General features: G+C 66.3%; 25 protein-coding genes. 15 read left to right on the top strand and 10 right to left on the bottom strand.

Annotated elements, in window-relative coordinates; all coding sequences use genetic code 11:
* Positions 1 to 353: 353 nt before the first annotated feature.
* On the bottom strand, positions 354 to 749 hold the full coding sequence (locus tag BOSE46_RS17895; protein ID WP_159541524.1) for an ImmA/IrrE family metallo-endopeptidase: 396 nt from the start codon (positions 747 to 749) through the stop codon (positions 354 to 356).
* A 403-nt stretch (positions 750 to 1,152) separates the two neighbouring features.
* Between BOSE46_RS17895 and BOSE46_RS17890 the strand changes: the two genes are divergently transcribed.
* A partial coding sequence (locus BOSE46_RS17890) for an integrase core domain-containing protein (protein ID WP_236551794.1) occupies positions 1,153 to 1,384 on the top strand: 232 nt, incomplete at its 5' end.
* Here the strand turns inward: BOSE46_RS17890 and ddaH are convergent.
* Positions 1,381 to 2,250 carry a dimethylargininase gene (gene ddaH / locus BOSE46_RS17885; protein ID WP_236551793.1) on the bottom strand — a complete coding sequence of 290 codons (870 nt, stop codon included), beginning with the start codon at positions 2,248 to 2,250 and terminating at the stop codon, positions 1,381 to 1,383. The two genes, BOSE46_RS17890 and ddaH, sit on opposite strands and share 4 nt — an antisense overlap.
* Before the next feature lie 145 nt (positions 2,251 to 2,395).
* On the opposite strand from ddaH, the gene BOSE46_RS17880 reads away from it, so the two are divergent.
* The 8 genes from BOSE46_RS17880 (at position 2,396) to rplQ (ending at position 6,915) form a co-directional block, all read left to right on the top strand.
* A complete protein-coding gene (locus tag BOSE46_RS17880; RefSeq protein WP_159541521.1) occupies positions 2,396 to 2,863 on the top strand; it encodes an Lrp/AsnC family transcriptional regulator in 468 nt (155 codons plus the stop codon).
* A gap of 338 nt (positions 2,864 to 3,201) precedes the next feature.
* Positions 3,202 to 3,423 carry a translation initiation factor IF-1 gene (gene infA / locus BOSE46_RS17875; protein ID WP_007078610.1) on the top strand — a complete coding sequence of 74 codons (222 nt, stop codon included), beginning with the start codon at positions 3,202 to 3,204 and terminating at the stop codon, positions 3,421 to 3,423.
* Between the two features lie 35 nt (positions 3,424 to 3,458).
* Entirely contained in the window at positions 3,459 to 3,572 is a 114-nt protein-coding gene (rpmJ, locus tag BOSE46_RS17870; RefSeq protein WP_007540807.1) for a 50S ribosomal protein L36, read from the top strand.
* A 176-nt stretch (positions 3,573 to 3,748) separates the two neighbouring features.
* Positions 3,749 to 4,117 carry a 30S ribosomal protein S13 gene (rpsM, locus tag BOSE46_RS17865; protein WP_056209375.1) on the top strand — a complete coding sequence of 123 codons (369 nt, stop codon included), beginning with the start codon at positions 3,749 to 3,751 and terminating at the stop codon, positions 4,115 to 4,117.
* Positions 4,118 to 4,123: 6 nt separating this feature from the next.
* On the top strand, positions 4,124 to 4,519 hold the full coding sequence (gene rpsK / locus BOSE46_RS17860; protein ID WP_056209373.1) for a 30S ribosomal protein S11: 396 nt from the start codon (positions 4,124 to 4,126) through the stop codon (positions 4,517 to 4,519).
* A gap of 43 nt (positions 4,520 to 4,562) precedes the next feature.
* Positions 4,563 to 5,171, top strand: coding sequence for a 30S ribosomal protein S4 (gene rpsD / locus BOSE46_RS17855; RefSeq protein WP_056209369.1), 609 nt, complete (start codon positions 4,563 to 4,565; stop codon positions 5,169 to 5,171).
* Positions 5,172 to 5,240: 69 nt separating this feature from the next.
* Positions 5,241 to 6,251: a DNA-directed RNA polymerase subunit alpha gene (locus tag BOSE46_RS17850; protein WP_159541520.1), complete on the top strand. Its 1,011-nt coding sequence runs from the start codon at positions 5,241 to 5,243 to the stop codon at positions 6,249 to 6,251.
* 49 nt (positions 6,252 to 6,300) lie between these two features.
* Positions 6,301 to 6,915: a 50S ribosomal protein L17 gene (rplQ, locus tag BOSE46_RS17845; RefSeq protein ID WP_159541519.1), complete on the top strand. Its 615-nt coding sequence runs from the start codon at positions 6,301 to 6,303 to the stop codon at positions 6,913 to 6,915.
* Between the two features lie 123 nt (positions 6,916 to 7,038).
* Here the strand turns inward: rplQ and BOSE46_RS17840 are convergent, their stop codons facing one another.
* Positions 7,039 to 7,269 carry a hypothetical protein gene (locus BOSE46_RS17840; RefSeq protein ID WP_236551792.1) on the bottom strand — a complete coding sequence of 77 codons (231 nt, stop codon included), beginning with the start codon at positions 7,267 to 7,269 and terminating at the stop codon, positions 7,039 to 7,041.
* On the opposite strand from BOSE46_RS17840, the gene BOSE46_RS17835 reads away from it, so the two are divergent.
* On the top strand, positions 7,241 to 9,532 hold the full coding sequence (locus BOSE46_RS17835; protein ID WP_159541517.1) for a S8 family serine peptidase: 2,292 nt from the start codon (positions 7,241 to 7,243) through the stop codon (positions 9,530 to 9,532). The two genes, BOSE46_RS17840 and BOSE46_RS17835, sit on opposite strands and share 29 nt — an antisense overlap.
* On the opposite strand, the gene BOSE46_RS17830 is transcribed toward BOSE46_RS17835, so the two are convergent.
* A complete protein-coding gene (locus BOSE46_RS17830) occupies positions 9,529 to 10,113 on the bottom strand; it encodes a class I SAM-dependent methyltransferase (RefSeq protein WP_159541516.1) in 585 nt (194 codons plus the stop codon). The genes BOSE46_RS17835 and BOSE46_RS17830 overlap by 4 nt on opposite strands.
* Before the next feature lie 119 nt (positions 10,114 to 10,232).
* Between BOSE46_RS17830 and BOSE46_RS17825 the strand changes: the two genes are divergently transcribed.
* The 3 genes from BOSE46_RS17825 to BOSE46_RS17815 are packed head-to-tail and all read left to right on the top strand — an operon-like array spanning position 10,233 to position 12,364.
* Positions 10,233 to 11,108, top strand: coding sequence for a DUF4394 domain-containing protein (locus BOSE46_RS17825; RefSeq protein WP_159541515.1), 876 nt, complete (start codon positions 10,233 to 10,235; stop codon positions 11,106 to 11,108).
* Positions 11,109 to 11,153: 45 nt separating this feature from the next.
* A complete protein-coding gene (locus BOSE46_RS17820) occupies positions 11,154 to 11,705 on the top strand; it encodes an RNA polymerase sigma factor (RefSeq protein ID WP_159541514.1) in 552 nt (183 codons plus the stop codon).
* The gene (locus tag BOSE46_RS17815) at positions 11,702 to 12,364 is read left to right on the top strand and encodes a zf-HC2 domain-containing protein (protein WP_159541513.1); all 663 of its coding nucleotides are present in this window, start codon (positions 11,702 to 11,704) and stop codon (positions 12,362 to 12,364) included. The genes BOSE46_RS17820 and BOSE46_RS17815 overlap by 4 nt, the downstream gene beginning before the upstream one ends.
* Positions 12,365 to 12,380: 16 nt before the next feature.
* Here BOSE46_RS17815 and BOSE46_RS17810 read toward each other — a convergent pair whose 3' ends face one another.
* Genes BOSE46_RS17810 through BOSE46_RS17785 form a run of 6 tightly spaced genes read right to left on the bottom strand, consistent with a single transcriptional unit; the run spans position 12,381 to position 16,718 of the window.
* Positions 12,381 to 13,151 carry an endo alpha-1,4 polygalactosaminidase gene (locus BOSE46_RS17810; RefSeq protein ID WP_159541512.1) on the bottom strand — a complete coding sequence of 257 codons (771 nt, stop codon included), beginning with the start codon at positions 13,149 to 13,151 and terminating at the stop codon, positions 12,381 to 12,383.
* Positions 13,148 to 13,489 (bottom strand): MmcQ/YjbR family DNA-binding protein, encoded by a 342-nt coding sequence (locus BOSE46_RS17805; protein ID WP_159541511.1) that lies wholly within the window; start codon positions 13,487 to 13,489, stop codon positions 13,148 to 13,150. The genes BOSE46_RS17810 and BOSE46_RS17805 overlap by 4 nt, the downstream gene beginning before the upstream one ends.
* Before the next feature lie 13 nt (positions 13,490 to 13,502).
* Entirely contained in the window at positions 13,503 to 14,006 is a 504-nt protein-coding gene (locus tag BOSE46_RS17800) for a GNAT family N-acetyltransferase (RefSeq protein ID WP_159541510.1), read from the bottom strand.
* Positions 14,003 to 14,794, bottom strand: coding sequence for a tRNA pseudouridine(38-40) synthase TruA (gene truA / locus BOSE46_RS17795; RefSeq protein WP_159541509.1), 792 nt, complete (start codon positions 14,792 to 14,794; stop codon positions 14,003 to 14,005). The genes BOSE46_RS17800 and truA overlap by 4 nt, the downstream gene beginning before the upstream one ends.
* A 21-nt stretch (positions 14,795 to 14,815) precedes the next feature.
* Positions 14,816 to 15,373 (bottom strand): hypothetical protein, encoded by a 558-nt coding sequence (locus tag BOSE46_RS17790; RefSeq protein ID WP_159541508.1) that lies wholly within the window; start codon positions 15,371 to 15,373, stop codon positions 14,816 to 14,818.
* Between the two features lie 49 nt (positions 15,374 to 15,422).
* The gene (locus BOSE46_RS17785) at positions 15,423 to 16,718 is read right to left on the bottom strand and encodes a citrate synthase (protein WP_159541507.1); all 1,296 of its coding nucleotides are present in this window, start codon (positions 16,716 to 16,718) and stop codon (positions 15,423 to 15,425) included.
* A gap of 235 nt (positions 16,719 to 16,953) precedes the next feature.
* Between BOSE46_RS17785 and rplM the strand changes: the two genes are divergently transcribed.
* Together rplM and rpsI are read left to right on the top strand one after the other, a co-directional pair.
* A complete protein-coding gene (gene rplM, locus BOSE46_RS17780) occupies positions 16,954 to 17,397 on the top strand; it encodes a 50S ribosomal protein L13 (protein ID WP_159541506.1) in 444 nt (147 codons plus the stop codon).
* Between the two features lie 20 nt (positions 17,398 to 17,417).
* Positions 17,418 to 17,915, top strand: a complete 498-nt coding sequence (gene rpsI / locus BOSE46_RS17775) for a 30S ribosomal protein S9 (protein ID WP_159541505.1) — start codon at positions 17,418 to 17,420, stop codon at positions 17,913 to 17,915.
* Positions 17,916 to 17,919: the final 4 nt, after the last annotated feature.

Raw genomic sequence — 17,919 nt, 5'->3', positions numbered from 1 at the left:
TAGGCCGGCTCGCGTAAGCGGGCCGCACCTAGCTTGTTCGAGCCTTCGGGCTACATCTGATTGGAGAAGACTGTGTTCATCACTGATTGCGTCGTGTCCAACGGGCGCGACCTGGTTGTGGAAACCTGTGAAGTGCGTGGCCTGGGTCCGGTCCTGGCCGTGGCTGTCGGGGAGTTGCTCTGCTCCCACCATCGCAAGTCCTGATATCCGGCAAGGCCAATGATTCTGGTGCTGCAGTCGGCCCTACTGCTAGGCGAAGCCCAAATATCCGGTGATTGCATCTGACCTCGACGTGCTCGCGGATGTGCTCGAAACGGTGGTTACGCGGGAGTCTGGCTTGGTGCTACGCCGACCTAGTTCATCTGCACGTAGGTTCCACTCAGGTCTACGCAAAGTCGATTGCCATAGCTGTAGTCGAGCATTCGGCGTCGATGCATTTGATGAACAGCAAGGCCGGGCGAAATTCCGATACTTCGAGCTGCGTTGGCTATGTCGCGTTCTGACGTAAGGCCTCTGAGGCGATCGAGTCCGTTGTCGCCGAAAAGTGTGTCTAGGGCGAAGCTGTTCGCATTCTTTTCCGCCACGGTGTTGCGCTTCTTCTCAGACGAGAACTCAAGGTGCATTTCACCTCGAGGATCGTTGAGGACGTGCCCAATTTCGTGGAAGAGCGTCCAGATGACGAAGCCGTCCTTGCCCCATCGTCCGGTTTGCTGGATGACCGGAACCTTCTTGTCGATCCACCTGGTCATGCCAAGGAGGGGGAACTTCGCCGGGGGCTCGACTACGAGTAGGACAACTCCTGTTTCAGCAAGCATTCTCGCCAAATCGTTAAGCATTTGAATGTCTGGGTCGGCAGCGCGTGCACGTAGTTCTGGAAGCTTTCGAAGAAGAGCTGATGGGCTGTATCTAAAGTGTCTGCCTCCCTCGAATTCTTGAGTCAACTCGCCGGCTCGTAGCCACGTTGTCAAGAGAGTGGGGTCTAAGTCCGAGCCGGCGTCCTTGAGAGCCGCCAATGCGTAATCACTGTCCGGCCCCCCGTTTTTCGGTCCAACTTCTGTGTGAGTGCTTCAGATAATGAGAGTGCTAATGGAGGTTGAGGATGCCAGCAGCTAAGAGGTACACGACAGAGCAGATCGTGGCGAAGCTTCGTGNCACTCCGAAGAAGACCCGGCCCTACCGGCCCCAGACCAACGGCAAGATCGAACGCTTCCACCGCACACTGGCCGAGGGCTGGGCTTTCAAGAAGTTCTACAACTCCGAATCAGCACGACTCGCAGCGCTGCCATCATGGATCCACGAATACAACCACCACCGGCCCCACTCAGCAGTCGGGCAGAAAGCGCCCATCACCAGATTGGACAACCTGGCTGGGCATCACAACTAGCGGTGGAGCTCCATCGTGCAGCACTTCACGCTGCCCCCGGACTTGAGGTATTCGCTCAGGTCGACCGGCACGGGGGTGTAGCCGCGCTCCTTGAGTGAGGCGGCGAGCCCCTTCGCGGCAGTGGGGAGCACGACGTGGCGCCCGTCGCTGACGGCGTTGAGGCCGAGGACCCGGGCATCGGCCTCGGAGCAGATGACCGCGTCGGGGAACAGGTCGCGCAGGGTGCGCTGGCTGTGCTTGCTGAAGGCGCCGGGGTAGTACGCGATCTCCGCCGGGGCATCGCCGTTGCCATCGTCGAGCACGGCGATCGCGACGTCGAGGTGGTAGAACCGCGGGTCGACGAGCTCGAGCGACACGACGGGCCGGTCGACCGCTTCCGCGGCTTCGATGTGGGCCGCGAGCGATGTCCGGAAGCCGGTGCCCGCGAGGACCATCGAGCCGAGCGCGAGGAAGTCGCCCTCACCCTCGTTGGTGTGGTTGGGCTCGGCGACCGAGACGCCCGAGAGCCGGAGCCAGGTCGCGTACGCCTGACCCTCGGCGGCGCGCTCGGCGAAGCGGAACTTCGCACCGTACGCCCGACCGCCCACGACGAGGCCGCCGTTGGCCGCAAAGACCATGTCGGGCTGGCCCGGCATCGGGTCGATCACGTCGACGCGGTGGCCGAGGCTCAGGTAGGTGTTGCGCAGCACCTCCCACTGCAGCAGCGCGCGCTCGACGTTGACCGGGTTGGTCAGGTCCATCCACGGATTGATCGCGTAGGTGACCTCGAAGTGCGTCGGTGCGCACATCAGGTAGTGCCGGGTTCTCGACGTGCGCGTGGTGGGGGCCGCGGTGCGGGTGACGGAGCGGGTGTCGAGAACGGTCAACGTCGTGCCTCCAGAAGTGAGCCCTGCGCAATGAATCAATGCTAGAGCCGCGATGAGCGGGGCAACGAATCGGAAAGTCGCGCTGACCCCGGCGATTAGTTGCGTCATTGGCCGTTTCGTGGCGGATTCTTGCAATACTGGGCAGATGGACGATCTGGATCGCAAGCTCATCGGCTGCCTGCTCGAGGACGGCCGGGCGAGCTATGCCACGATCGGCGACCGCATCGGGCTGTCGGCGCCGGCGGTCAAGCGCCGCATGGATCGCCTCCTGATGGACGGCGTCATCAGCGGATTCACCGCCGTGCTCGACCCTGACCTCGTCGGCTGGAGCACCGAGGCGTACGTCGAGGTGCACTGCAAGGGCACGATCTCCCCGGATGAGCTGCGGGCCGCCTTCAGCCGCGTTCCGGAGGTGCATGCGGCGGCGACGGTGTCCGGCGCGGCTGATGCGATCCTGCACATCGTCGCCAAGGACGTACGTGACCTCGAGCGGGCGCTGGAACGGGTCCGGATCGAGACCGACAACATCGACCACACCGAGACCGCGATCGTGCTGTCCCGCCTGATCGAGCGGTACGGTCCCGGCCAGACCGAGTTCAACCCACCGGCTTGAGCCATGGTTCGGCCCCTAAGGAGGCCGTCCGCGGCCGACTGTGAGCGAAGCGAAGGGGCGTAACGGTCACGGGCTCACCCGAGCCTTTCGGCTCGCCACGCCTCGCTGCTGGCGGCTTCGCCGCGAACGCTCACGGTCGCTTCGCTCCCTGGCGCGCCTCAACGCTCGCTCGCAGAGCTCGCTCGGTTTCAGCGGATTTGAGTCTGCCGCCCCTGTGAGCGTAGAATCGGGAGTCGGCCTTTTTAGGTCTGCATTCCCATGTCGTGGCCACCGCTCAGGCGGCTTCGCTGGGGTGCGCCAGGACGGCCGGACCAGACAAGCGACACAAAGAAGAGGTTATGGCGAAAAAAGAAGGCGTCATCGAGATGGAAGGCGCCGTAGTAGAGGCACTTCCGAACGCGATGTTCCGCGTGGAGCTGGCCAACGGCCACAAGGTTCTCGCGCACATCAGCGGCAAGATGCGCCAGCACTACATCCGCATCCTCCCCGAGGACCGCGTTGTGGTGGAGCTCTCGCCGTACGACCTCTCCCGCGGCCGCATCGTCTACCGCTACAAGTAAATCCAACACGTTCAGATCCCAAAGAGAGAATCTCGATGAAGGTCAACCCGAGCGTGAAGAAGATCTGTGACAAGTGCAAGGTGATTCGTCGCCACGGCAACGTCATGGTGATCTGCGAAAACCCCCGCCACAAGCAGCGCCAGGGCTGAGCAGAAGTTCTTCACACAGCAACACGAAACATCTGATCGCTCCCGTCACAGCACCACCGTGGCGGGTCACCTCCGGAAGCGTAGGCCGGAGCCCGACTCAGGATCGACCAAAGATCCTGGAGGCAGTCGGGATGCATCAGGTGGCCATACCTCGCCGAATGGAAGGAAATGCCTAGATGGCACGCCTCGTAGGAGTCGACCTCCCGCGCGAAAAGCGCATTGAGATCGCACTCACGTATGTATTCGGGATCGGTCGCACCCGCGCCGCCGAGACCCTCGCAGCAACCGGCATCAGCCCGGACAAGCGCGTCCACGAGCTCGACGACAACGACCTCGTCGCTCTGCGCGATCACATCGAAGCGAACTACCAGACCGAGGGCGACCTGCGTCGTACGGTCACCGGTGACATTCGCCGCAAGATGGAGATCGGCAGCTACCAGGGCCGTCGCCACCGTGCGCACCTGCCCGTTCGTGGCCAGCGCACCAAGACCAACGCGCGTACCCGCAAGGGCCCCAAGCGCACCGTCGCCGGAAAGAAGAAGTGATAGCGCATGCCTCCTAAGACAGCTGGCAAGAAGGTTCGCCGCAAGGAGAAGAAGAACGTCGCTCAGGGCGAGGCCCACATCAAGAGCACGTTCAACAACACCCACGTCACCATCACGGATCCCTCGGGCGCTGTGATCGCATGGGCCTCCGGCGGAACCGTCGGATTCAAGGGCTCGCGCAAGTCGACGCCGTTCGCTGCCGGTATGGCTGCCGAGTCGGCCGGTCGTCAGGCGATGGAGCACGGGATGAAGAAGGTCGACGTCTTCGTGAAGGGCCCCGGTTCGGGCCGCGAGACCGCGATCCGGTCGCTGAGCGGAGTCGGCCTCGAGGTCGGCACCATCTCCGACGTGACCCCCAGCCCCCACAACGGCTGCCGTCCTCCCAAGCACCGTCGTCTCTGACGCGCTGCCCACGACTTACACAGTTTTCTAGGAGCTATCAACCATGGCCCGTTACACCGGACCTCTCACCAAGAAGTCGCGCCGCCTCGGCATCGACCTCGTCGGTGGTGACGCTGCATTCGAAAAGCGTCCTTACCCTCCCGGCCAGCACGGCCGCGCGCGCGTCAAGGAGTCGGAGTACCGCAACCAGCTGCTCGAGAAGCAGAAGGCGCGTTACACCTACGGAGTGCTCGAGAAGCAGTTCCGCAAGTACTACGAGCTCGCCTCGCGTCGTCCCGGCAAGACCGGCGACAACCTGCTGCAGATCCTCGAGTCGCGCCTCGACAACGTCGTCTACCGTGCCGGCTTCGCCCGTACGCGTCGTCACGCCCGCCAGCTCGTCAACCACGGTCACTTCGTGGTCAACGGCGTCAAGACCGACATCCCGTCGTTCCAGGTGAGCAAGCACGACATCATCGACGTCAAGACCAAGTCGCTGGAGACCACGCCGTTCATCGTCGCGCGTGAGACCCACGACCGCGACACGGTTCCTGCCTGGCTCGACGTTGCGCCCGAGCGCGGTCGCATCCTCGTGCACAGCCAGCCCGTACGCGAGCAGATCACGGTCCCGATCAACGAACAGCTCATCGTGGAGTTCTACTCCAAGATCTGATCGGCCCACTCTCACCAGAGAAAACAACCCGGACCTTCAAATAGAGGTTGGTCCGGAAAGGAAGAAACAATGCTCATCGCCCAGCGCCCCGCCCTGTCCGAAGAGGTCGTCGACGAGTTCCGTTCGCGGTTCGTCATCGAGCCCCTGGAGCCCGGCTTCGGCTACACCCTCGGCAACTCCCTGCGTCGTACGCTCCTGTCGTCGATCCCGGGTGCTGCCGTCACGTCGATCAAGATCGACGGAGTCCTGCACGAGTTCTCGACCGTCCCCGGTGTGACCGAGGACGTCACCGAGATCATCCTCAATCTCAAGGAGCTCGTGGTCTCCTCGGAGAACGACGAGCCCGTCGTCATGTACCTCCGCAAGGACGGTGCCGGTGCGGTGACCGCCGCTGACATCCAGCCCCCGGCTGGTGTCGAGGTCCACAACCCCGACCTGCACATCGCGACGCTCAACGCCAAGGGCAAGATCGAGATCGAGCTCGTCGTCGAGCGTGGCCGTGGCTACGTGTCGGCCGTGCAGAACAAGTCCGGTGACGAAGAGATCGGCCGTATGCCGGTCGACTCGATCTACTCGCCGGTCCTCAAGGTGACCTACAAGGTCGAGGCGACCCGAGTCGAGCAGCGTACGGACTTCGACAAGCTCGTCATCGACGTCGAGACCAAGAAGTCGATCCTGCCGCGTGACGCGATCGCGTCGGCCGGTTCCACCCTGGTGGAGCTGTTCGGCCTGGCTCGTGAGCTCAACGTCGAGGCCGAGGGCATCGACATCGGACCGTCGCCGGTCGACGAGCAGCTCGCTGCCGACCTGGCACTGCCGATCGAGGACCTCAACTTCACGGTGCGCTCCTACAACTGCCTCAAGCGCGAGGGCATCCACACCGTGGGTGAGCTCATCACGCGCTCGGAGCAGGACCTGCTCGACATCCGCAACTTCGGTTCGAAGTCGATCGACGAGGTCAAGGCCAAGCTCGCCGAGATGAGCCTCGCGCTCAAGGACAGCCCGGCTGGTTTCGACCCGTCGGCCGTCATCGACGCCTACGACGACGACGCCAGCTTCGCCGAGGACGAGCAGTACTGACGTACTGCCCGATCACGGCAACCAGCCCGATTGATTCTGGAGACACAACATGCCCACCCCCACCAAGGGACCTCGCCTCGGCGGTAGCCCGGCCCACCAGCGTCTGATCCTGGCCAACCTCGCGCAGAACCTGTTCGAGCACGGCAAGATCACGACGACCGAGGCCAAGGCCCGTCGTCTGCGTCCCTACGCAGAGTCGCTCATCACCAAGGCCAAGACCGACACGGTGGCCAACCGCCGCCAGGTCGTCAAGGTCATCCGTGACAAGAGCATCCTGCACACGCTGTTCACCGAGATCGGTCCCGCCATGGCGACCCGTCCCGGCGGCTACACGCGCATCACGAAGGTCGCGCCGCGCAAGGGCGACAACGCCCCCATGGCCGTCATCGAGATCGTCGAGGCCAAGCAGTTCGGCGCTCAGAACCAGACGCCCAAGAAGGCCAAGGCTGCCAAGTCCGCGCCGGTTGAGCCTGTCGAAGCCTCCGTCGAGGAGCCGGCTGCTGAGGACGAGGTCGTCGTGACCGAGGACCTCGGCACCGACGTGCCGGTCGACGCCACCGACGACGCTGCCGAGGCAGCTGAGACGGTTGCCGAGGTCACCGACGAGGCTCCGGCCGCCGAGGAGGCTCCTGCAGAGGAGACCACCGAGGACGACGCCAAGTAGGCATCAGCTCGTCAGGAAGCCCGTCACCGCAAGGTGGCGGGCTTCCTGCTATGCCGCGGGTACTCGGTGGTCCGTGTCTCCAACGAGACCCCGCAATGCTAGATTTTCCCGGCCGGTGCCGCCTCAGAGCTCCGTCCACCACCTCTTGGGGAGCTTCATGCACACGTTGGCCGTCCGCCGTTCTTTCGCTGTCATCGCTGTCATCGCCGTCGGCGCCCTGACCGCCACCGGGCTTGCCTTGTCGCCCGTCACCGCCGCACCGGCGGTGCCTTCGGCCTCGTCGCCCAGCGCGGCATCGGCGCCCGCCATGGCGGCCGGAGTGATCGTGAAGACGACCACCTCGACACCGAGCACTGCCGTGATCCAGGAGGCGGAGCGCGCACTCCCGAAGGGAGTCGACGTGGCTCGTGTCGGCAAGAGTGCAGCAGGCGCGCGAACTTCCGTACTGCCAACCAGTCGGCGGGTCACCGCGGCCGAGGCCGAAGAGGTCGCGGCCGAGCTGCGGGAGCGGTCCGACGTGGTGTGGGCGGCGCCCAACTACATCCTGACGGCAGATGCGAGTCCGCCGGAGCCGGCCACCGACAAGTACTTCGTGCAGGACAAGAACCGTGCCGTGTGGGACTGGCGCTCGAAGAACGACTCGAAGGTCAGGTCCGTGCTGGGCACGTCCAACACCTTCGGAAGCGGCGGCTTCAGCTCCCGCGCCCCGTACGCCTGGCGCGCGACGAAGGGCGCAGGCGCCGTCGTGGCGGTGCTCGACACCGGCATCACCGCGCACCCCGACCTGCCGATCTGGAACGGCACCGCGGCGAGCCAACGCATCCTCCAGGGCCGCGACTTCGTGAGCCAGTACGTGTTCGACGACGGAAAGCTCGAGGACACCGGGCGTGACCATGACGGCTGGGATCCCAACCCGCAGGACCAAGGCGACTGGGAGTCGTCCGCTGGCTACTGCTACCCCGGCGCTCCGAAGGAGCCGAGCTCGTGGCACGGCACCCACGTGGCCGGCATCGTGGCCGCTGGCAAGGACAACGGTGGAGTCGTGGGCGTCGCGCCCGAGGCGAAGATCCTCCCGGTCCGCGTCCTCGGCCGCTGCGGCGGCACAACGAATGACATCATCGCAGCGATGAAATGGGCGGCCGGACTGACCGTGGTCGATCCGCTCACCGGACTGCCGGTGCCGACGAACCCCAACCATGCCGACGTCATCAACATGTCTTTGGGGGAGTCCGGCTCCTGCACGAGCGCCAATGCTCTGCCGATGAAAGCAGCCATCGAAGCCGTGCGTGCGACCGGCACGGTGGTGGTCGCCTCCGCGGGCAACGACGGCGCCAACATGTCGACCCACCCTGTGCTCCCCGCCAGCTGCGCGGGTGTGCTCGCCGTCGGTGCGACCAGCGAGTACGGCGACCGGGCCGGCTACACGAATGACAGCGGCCGCAAGAGCGTCTACTCCAACTACGGCTCCGCGGTCGACCTGGTGGCACCCGGCGGCGACGTCTACTGGAGCGACGGCGGAATCGTCTCCTCGATCAACACCGGCAAGACGACACCGGGAGGCGCCGGATACACCCGCTACAGCGGAACGAGCATGGCCGCCCCGGTCGTCTCGGCCGCCGCCGCGCTGTTGAAGTCGATCGACCCAGACCTCACGGCGGGGCAGACGGACACGGCTATCAGGGCTTCGGTGCAAGGGTTCCCGCGCGGTCGGTCGTCACAGTTCAAGCGGTGCACCACGTCGATCTGCGGCAAGGGCATCATCGACCTGAGCAAGTTCCAGGTCCCCCGCACAGCGAGCACCATCAGCGGCGACCCGATCATCGGTGAACCTCTGACAGCTGTCCGCGGCGGCTGGGTGAGGATCCCCACGACGTTCACCTACCAGTGGTTCCGCAACGGCGGCCCGATCGCCGGCGCAACGAGTGCGACCTACTACCCGACGCAGCTGGACGTCGGCAAGGCACTGACAGTGCGGATCAGCCCGGGCACCGCTGCCTACTCGATGTTCGGCTCCACCTCCGCGCCGACCGCAACCGTGCCGGCCGGGCCGGAGATCACCCTGACGGGCCTGCCGCCCACGGTGACGTACGGCATCCCCGCGACGGCGAGCGTGAACGTGGCGAATGGTGGCGCCGACGGCACCATCCAGCTGCGGCGTGGCACCACGGTGTTGGCCTCCCAGGAGTCGGCCACCGGTACGGCGGACCTGACGATCGACGGGACGAAGTGGGCTGCGGGCAGCAACCGCATCCGCGCCACATTCATCCCGCTCGGTGAGACGAAACCACAGGCGTCCTCGGTGGGCGTCCCGGTCGTGGTGACCAAGGCGAGCTCGGCAATCGCCACGTCGCTGCGTTCGAGCATCCGCTACACGTCACGCGCCACGATCGGCATCACCGTGACGGTGCCGAACGTTCCCAAGCCGAGCGGTCAGCTGCGGATATACGACGGGTCGAAGAAGATCGTCTACGCCACGCTGTCTTCGGGTGCCAACGGGAAGCGGTCGATCCTCCTGCCGCGGCTGTCGAAGGGCTATCACAACATCAAGGTCGTCTACTCCGGCACCGATGTGATCTCGGGGAAGACCGCGAAGACCGAACGCATCAAGTCGTACTAGGCGCGCCGGACCTCGAGGATCCGGAAACCCTTCTCGCTCGCGGTGCGCTCGGTCGGCCAACCCTGGTCACCGAGCCACCGCTGCAGCGAGTCGGCGCCGAGGTTCTTGCCGACCACGAGGCGCGCGACACCGTCGGGCGCCAGGCGGGGCAGCCAGCGCAGCAGCAGGTCGTGGAGGGCCTGCTTGCCGATGCGGATCGGCGGGTTGGACCAGATCTCGTCGAACACGAGGTCGGCCGGTACGTCGTCAGGCAGGGCCGTGTGAACCGTGACGCCGAGGCGGGAGGCGTTGAGCGCCGTCAGCTCGAGCGCGCGCTGGTTGGTGTCGGTGGCCCACACGGTGGCTCCGGTGCCGGCCAGGGCGCAGGCGATCGGGCCCCAGCCGCAGCCCAGGTCGAGGATCGTGCCGCCGGCCGGCGGCGCTGAGGCCCGCAGGAACACCGCAGTCGCCTTGTCGAGCCCGTCCTGCGAGAACACACCCGACGACGTCGTGAACGTCAGGTCGCGCCCCCAGATGTGTGTCGTGATGTCTCGTCGGCGGTCGTCGCTGGTGGGCGTTCCCTCGAAGTAGTGCTCTGGCACCGGACCAGTGTCTCAGGCGCCTGCCGAAGAAAGTCTGCGGCAGCTTCAACGCGGACGGTGTGGGGCCGGTATCCCTTACGAGACCGGCAACGGTGCCGGCCCGGACGACGGAGGAACCCATGCGTCAGCGCACTCGTACGGCCATCGCTCTTGGAGCAGTCGCTGCTCTCGGACTCGGCACCACCGCAGCACTCGTCGGATCGGCCAGCGCCGACACGATTCCCAAGACTGCACTCGGGCTTTCCTCGAACGGCAAGAGCCTCAAGACGTTCTCCCTGACGACCGGTGCACAGGTCAAGGCGCTCGGGGGAGTGAGCGGTCTGGCGGGTGACACCACGCTCATCGGCATCGACCAGCGCCCCAGCAACCACAAGTTCTACGGCGTGGGCAACGCGGGTGGCATCTACACGATCAGCTCCTCGACGGGTGCCGCCGTCAAGGTCTCGCAGCTCAGCGTGGCGTTGAACGGAACCCATTTCGGTGTCGACTTCAACCCGGCCGCTGACCGCCTCCGCATCGTGAGCAACACCGGACAGAGCTTGCGCCACGACGTCTCGATGGCGGCGCCCGCGACGGCAGTCGACGGCACGCTGAACTACCCGGTCGGCAACCCGCCGACGCCTGGTCCCACGACCACGGGCATCACGGGTGCTGCGTACACCAACAACGACGCCTTCTCCGTGACGAGCACGGGCACGACCCTGTTCGACCTCGACACGACGCTCGACCGGGTTGCCCAGCAGGTGCCCGCCAACTCCGGAACGCTCGTGGTGTCCGGACCGTTCGGCGGTGGAGTCGGGCCGATCTCAGGCTTTGACATCGTCACCACGGTCTCGTCCAACGGCACCGCCACCGGCAACGTCGGCTTCGCCACCCTGCGTCCGACCAGCGGCGGCCTGGGCGGTCTCTACAAGGTCGATCTGCTGAGCGGAGATGTCACCAAGGTGGCAGGCTTCAATCACGACGTCGCCGACCTCGCCATTCCGCAGCCCTGAGACCGGGCGCGGATCGCCGCGCAACTGAGCACAGGAGCAGCACTGGTGGCACCGTGGAGGAGCTCACGGGCCAGCGACGACGGCGTCCTCGATTCGCCGGAGTCGCTGGCCCGCGAGGGCTATGACCGCCACGGGGCTGAGCTCTACCGCTATGCGTTGAGCCGGTTGTCCGATGACGGTGCTGCCCAGGACGCGGTGCAGGAGACGATCGTGAGGGCCTGGCGGGCAGGGGTCCGGTTCGACCCGGCCAGGGCAACACTCCGGACCTGGCTCTTCGCGATCCTGCGCAACGTCATCATCGACCATGCTGCAGCCCGCGCGAGGGTTGCGACCCTGCCTGGAGCGGTCGCCGAGCAAGGGGAGGGACAGATGCCGGACCAGACGGGCGTCGTGGCAGATGCCGACCTCATCACGCGCGCTCTGGGGCTGATCAGTCACGACCACAGAACGGCGATCGTCGAGACCTACCTGCGCGACCGACCGTACGACGAGGTGGCCGCTGAGCTGGGCGTCTCGGTGAGTACGCTCAGGAGCCGGGTGTTCCATGGACTCAAACAGCTGAGACACGCGATGAAGATGATGGTGGTCGAGCCGTGAGCCGTACGCACGACGAGCTGAGAGAGGCCCTGGGCGCGTACGTTCTCGGCCAGCTCGACGACGCGGATCTGCTGCGCGACGTCGAGAGGCATCTGGCCACGTGCGACGAGTGCCAAGCAGAAGTCGCCGACATCGGCCCGTTGGCCGCCGCCCTGAAGCAGGTCGACCCCGACGACGTACGGCCCGTGGGTGTCGCGCCGCCACCCGAGCTGGATGAACGCGTCAGGCGTGCGCTGCCGCAGCCGGTTCATGGCCTCCGTCGCTGGGCGCCGGCGGTCGGGGGCGCGCTGGTGGGGGCTGCTGCCGCCGCGATCGTCGTGGTGGCACTCCCGGAGCAGGATGAACCACCGGCACCGACCGTCATTGCCGTGCCGCATGTCGAGTCGGTCGACGGTGTGACAGCGTCGGCCGGTCTGGTCGACCACACGTGGGGGGTCGAGATCAAGCTGACGACGAAGGGGCTGCCCGCGGGGGAGACGTTCGAGATGTGGGTCGAGGGCGATGACGGCAAGGCGTACGACGCGGGTGAGTTCATCGGCGTCAAGGGCAAGGTCATCACCTGCGACATGAGCGCATCGGTGCTGCTGGCCGACGCGAAGCGCTTCAAGGTCGTCGATGCACGGGGCGACGAGGTCATCGCCGCGGACCTGCCGTCCTGACGCCGCTGCCGGTGTCTCAGCAGGTGCGGTGGACGTAGCCTTCAGCGCCGCGAGGCACGACGTCCCGGTCGCGCAGCATGATGGAGATGCTGCCCGAACGCGCGGCGCAGGCCCGTCGATAGGCGCTGAGGCCGTTGTCGGTGTACTCGATCTCGATGACCCGCCGCCCGTACGTCTTGGTGTACGCGCCGCACTCCCGGTAGACCTCGCACTCCTCGGCCACGGCGAAGTCGAAGCCGATGCCCTTGCCGGACAGCTCGGGGGTGTTCTTCTGCGCGATGGCGAGACCCGCGCCGTGGGCATCCCGGACCAGCAGCCTGGCGAAGGCCACCGCGTGCTGCTGGCGGAGCAGTCCGCGCGAACGGGTCCAGGAGTCGAGGTTGTCCGGCTCGATGGCCTGGAAGCCGTCGCTGGCGCATCGGTCGAACCAGCCCTTGACCACCTTGGCGAGCGCCGTCCGCTTCGCGGACGTACGGAGGTCCAGCAGGATCTCGTCGGGCCAGCCCGGATCGCGCACGACCCGGCCGGCCGCGGTCCGCAGCAGGAGCTTGGGGTGATGCTTCTTCCACCACGAGTACGTGCCGGGCTGGGTCTGGAACGCGTTGACGTAACAGATCGAGTACGTCCCCTCGGCCGGCTTCTCCGTGCGGTCGCGGGTCACGATCTGCACGTTGGCTTCAGGCGGGTACGCGCCACCGAGCTGGTAGTCGGCGACGCCGGCCTCGGGTGGCCCGGTCGGGGCCGCCAGCCCGATCAGCGCCACCAGAGCAGCCAGGAAGGCGCTCATGGGCTGTGCTCCTTGCGGAGCTTCGCGGGCGCCGCGATGTGCCACGCGTCGGCGATGAGCTCGAAGACCTCGTCGGGCCGAGCCAGGTCGAGACGTACGAGCACGTAGTTGTAGCCGTCGTAGTGCGGCGTCGTGTAGAACGCCGGGTCGTCGCCGCCGGCGAGCGCCATCTTGTCGGACGCCGAGCACTTGATCGCGAGGCCGCCGTCGTCCTCCGTGCGGAGCCGGGCCATGAGTTTGCCCGCGACCTTGAGGCACGGGGTGCCGTACGACGTCGAGGTCGCGACTTCCGGCAGTGTCGTCGCGTACGCCACGAGCTCGTCCCAGGTGACTGCCATGCCGATCAGTCTCTCATCGCGTGGCTCGGTCGATCGGGTGCGCGAACTGGAGCTGGAGGCCAGAGCTCGGGCTGAGGTACTCACCGTCGCGTACGAAGCCGGCCTTGGCGATGACTCCGAGGGAGGCCGCGTTGTCCGGGTTGATCCGCGCGATGACCCGATCGACGCGCGGGTCGCCGGCGGCGCGTTCGAGCAGCAGGCCCACGACGGTGGACGCATGCCCGCGTCGACGGAGCTCGGGCGCGATGCTGTAGCCGAGCTCGACCTGACCGCCGAGGGGGGCACCCTTGAAGCCGGCGTTGCCGACGGCAGCGTCGCCCATCGCCACGGCCTGCATGAGCCAGTCGGCATTCTCTGGCCGGCCGTCGAGCAGGCTGATCATGTAGCGCCAGATCTCGAGCCGCTCGGCGAACCACTCGCTCATGGTCAGCCCGGTGAGCCGCTCGGCCTCGTCGACCTGCCCTGCGGCCAGCGCCTCGAACGCGGCCAACGACAGGGGCACCAGACGCAGGCTCATTCGTCCCTCCTGCGACGTGACTCGGCGGCGCGGACTGCGAGCCCGGCGTCGTCGGGATAGACGACGTCCTCGAGCACGAGGCCGTGTGGCGGCATCACCATCACCCGGGCGTCGCGCGACGCCTTGGCGAGCACGTCGTCGGCCCATTCCGGCTCGTAGCGGTGCTCGCCGACCGCGACCAGCAGGCCCATCAGCGATCGCACCATCGAGTGGCAGAACGCATCCGCACGCACGGTGGTGGCCAGGGTGTCGCCGGAACGCTCGGTGCTGAGCTGTCGGAGCGTACGGGTCGTGGTCGCACCGTCGCGCTTCTTGCAGAACGAGGCGAAGTCGTGCAGGCCGAGCAGGCGTTCGCCGGCCGCGTTCATGGCGTCGACGTCGAGGCGGCGCTGCCACCGTACGACCGAGGTGCGGGTCAGGGGGTCAGCGCCGGAGGGACTGTCGGAGATCCGGTACGTGTAGCGGCGCTCCAGGGCGGCGAAGCGGGCATCGAAGCCGTCAGGCGCGAGGCTCAGCGACCGCAGGACGATGTCGTCGGGCAGGAGCCGGCGCAATCGGCGTTCGAGGTACGCCGGGTCCACGTCGTCGAGGTCGACGTGCGCCACCTGCCCGCGGGCGTGGACGCCGGCGTCGGTGCGGCCCGCGCAGGTGAGTGGGGCCGACCGGGGGAGTCGCAGGATCATCGCGATGGCCGCCTCGAGCTCGCCCTGGACCGTGCGCAGGCCCGGCTGGATGGCCCATCCCCGGAAGCCGGTCCCGTCATAGGAGAGGTCGAGTCGCAATCGCACCCCGTCACGCTACCGGGCAGGTCAGCGCCACGAGTAGAAGGACCAGGCACCCAGCGCAGCGCCGACCGTGCCGACGGCGAGATAGATGCCCCACCACAGGACGGAGTCCGCGGGTCTGCCCTCAGCGCCCTGGCCCGTCGTCCACATCGATCCCCGGGAAATGATGATCACGATCAGGCCGGGCAGGGCCATCAGCTCGAAGACGATCCCGCAGATCAGCCAGCCCGGGTCGACGCCGCCGGGCCACGTGATGGCGGACTCGAGAAAGTTCCAGCCGAGCGAGCCGAACAACAGCGTCCACATCGGCACCAGGAGGTTGGGCGCCTTGATGCTGATCGCCGAGACAGTGCCGGCGAACGTCGCCAAGATCAGCACCGGGATCGCGACGCCGATGAATCCCGCACCGCCGGGGCAGGGCTGCGCGCTGACGTACGGCCCGCCGTCAGCGCAGGAGCCGCCGACGGCCATGACGGCGCGCATGCTGAAGAACGCCCACGTCAGTGTGAGCCCCATCAGCAGGACGCTGACGAGCAGCACCGCGAGCCTTCCGGCCGGCACGGCGGTCTGCGTCTCGCTCATGCGGACACTGTGGCAGACCCGGCGTGCCCGCCGAGGTCATTTGGACGGGCTAGGCCCAGCGCTCCTCAGCGGGGACGAACTCGAGCTGCCGGTCGCCGGTGTAGATCTGCTTGGGGCGGGCGATCTTCTGCTCCTTGTCGTCCACCAGCTCGAGCCACTGCGCCAGCCAGCCGGGCGTACGCCCGATGGCGAACAGCACCGTGAACATCTCGGGCGGGAACTGCAGCGCCTCGTAGATCAGGCCGGAGTAGAAGTCGACGTTGGGGTAGAGCTTGCGGGAGATGAAGTAGTCGTCCTCGAGCGCGATCCGCTCCAGCTCCTGGGCGATCTCCAGCAGCGGGTTGACGCCGGTGACCTCGAAGACGTCGTCGCAGGCCTTCTTGATGATCGTGGCGCGCGGGTCGAAGTTCTTGTAGACGCGGTGACCGAAGCCCATGAGCTTCTCGTCGCCGTTCTTGACGCCCTCGATGAACGCGGGGATCTTGTCCTTGGTGCCGATGCGGCGGAGCATCTTGAGGACGGCCTCGTTGGCGCCACCGTGCAGCGGCCCGTAGAGAGCCGCGATGCCGGCGCTGACCGCGGAGTAGGGGTCGACCTGGCTCGATCCGACGGAGCGGACGGCGTTGGTCGAGCAGTTCTGCTCGTGATCGGCGTGCAGGATCAGCAGCACGTCGAGGGCCTTGGCCAGCCGCGGGTCGGGGTCGTACTTGGGCTCGCTCATCTTGAACAGCATCGAGAGGAAGTTCTCGGTGTAGTTGAGGTCGTTGTCGGGATAGACGTACGGCTTGCCCTGCGCGTGCCGGAACGACCACGCGCCCAGGGTCGGCATCTTGGCGATCAGGCGTACGACCTGCTCGTGGCGGACCTCGGGATCGCTGATGTTGCGCGCCTCGGGGTAGAACGTCGACAGCGCGCCGACGCTCGACAGCAGCATGCCCATGGGGTGCGCGTCGTAGCGGAAGCCCTGCATCAGCGACTTGACGTTCTCGTGCACGAACGTGTGGAACGTGATCTCGTGCACCCAGCGCTCGTGCTGCTCCTTGGTGGGCAGCTCGCCGTGGATCAGGAGGTAGGCGACCTCGAGGAACGTGGACTTCTCCGCGAGCTGCTCGATGGGGTAGCCGCGGTACTCCAAGATGCCCTTCTCGCCGTCGATGAAGGTGACGGCGCTGCGAGTCGAGGCGGTGTTGGTGAAGCCCGGATCGTAGACCGCGAGGCCTGGTTCGTCGTCGGTCTTGCCGATCTTGCCGAAGTCGCCGGCGCGGACGGTGCCGTCGGTGATCGGGAGCTCGTACTCCTCGCCCGTGCGGTTGTCGCGTACGGTCAAAGTCTGGTTTTCGGTCACGATGGGTCTCCTGTGACGGCGGGGAAATGCCCTGCTGCGAGGTGATGCAGCCATCAACCAACTTAGTGCGGGCCCGCAATTCACACGATGCGGGGGTCTCAAGTGTGAGACGAGTCGCCGCCTCGTTTTGACCCGAGTGGCTGCCGCCGGTTAACCTTGTGTGTCGTGTCTCCGTCGGCTTGACCCGCGGGAACGACCACCGACACCACACCACCAAGAACGAGAAGGTCACGCCGTGCGCACGTTCAGCCCCAAGCCGTCTGACATCACCCGTCAGTGGCACGTCATCGACGCCGAGGACATCGTCCTGGGCCGTCTCGCCGTCCAGGCTGCGACGCTGCTCCGCGGCAAGCACAAGCCGACCTATGCACCTCACGTCGACGGTGGCGACTTCGTCATCATCATCAACGCCGAGAAGGTCGCCCTGTCGGGCAACAAGCGCACCGACAAGCTGGCCTACCGCCACAGCGGTTACCCGGGTGGACTCAAGTCCATCGCCTACGGTGACCTGCTCAACAAGGATGCCCGCAAGGCGATCGAGAAGTCGGTACGCGGCATGCTCCCCAAGAACCGTCTGGGTGATCAGCTGATCACGAAGCTCAAGGTCTACTCCGGCCCCGAGCACCCGCACCACGCCCAGAAGCCCCAGCCGTTCGAGATCACGCAGATCTCCCAGTAAAGAAGAGAAGCAGGCGCATCGTGGCTGAGACCACCACCGAAGAGACCGAGTTCGAGACCAACGCCGAAGGTGTGGCATACACCTCCGAGACGACTGGCTCCGCTGTCACCTCCGACAAGCCCGCGACGATCGCTCCGGGTGCCGCGACGGGTCGTCGCAAGGAAGCCATCGCGCGCGTCCGCATCGTTCCGGGCACCGGCGTGTGGACCGTCAACGGCAAGCCGCTCGAGGAGTACCTCCCCAACAAGCTGCACCAGCAGATTGCCAAGGAAGCCTTCGCCGAGACCGGTCTGCAGGACCGCTTCGACGTCATCGCCCGTGTCACGGGCGGCGGCATGACCGGCCAGGCCGGCGCGCTGCGCCTCGGTGTGGCCCGCTCGCTCAACCAGATCGACGAAGAGGCCAACCGCCCGGTGCTCAAGAAGGCCGGACTCCTGACGCGCGACTCGCGCATCAAGGAGCGCAAGAAGGCCGGCCTCAAGAAGGCCCGTAAGGCTCCCCAGTACAGCAAGCGCTAATCAC

The organism is Aeromicrobium sp. 9AM (assembly GCF_902506105.1).
Lineage (GTDB): Bacteria > Actinomycetota > Actinomycetes > Propionibacteriales > Nocardioidaceae > Aeromicrobium.
This window is presented reverse-complemented; position numbering and strand designations above follow the sequence as displayed.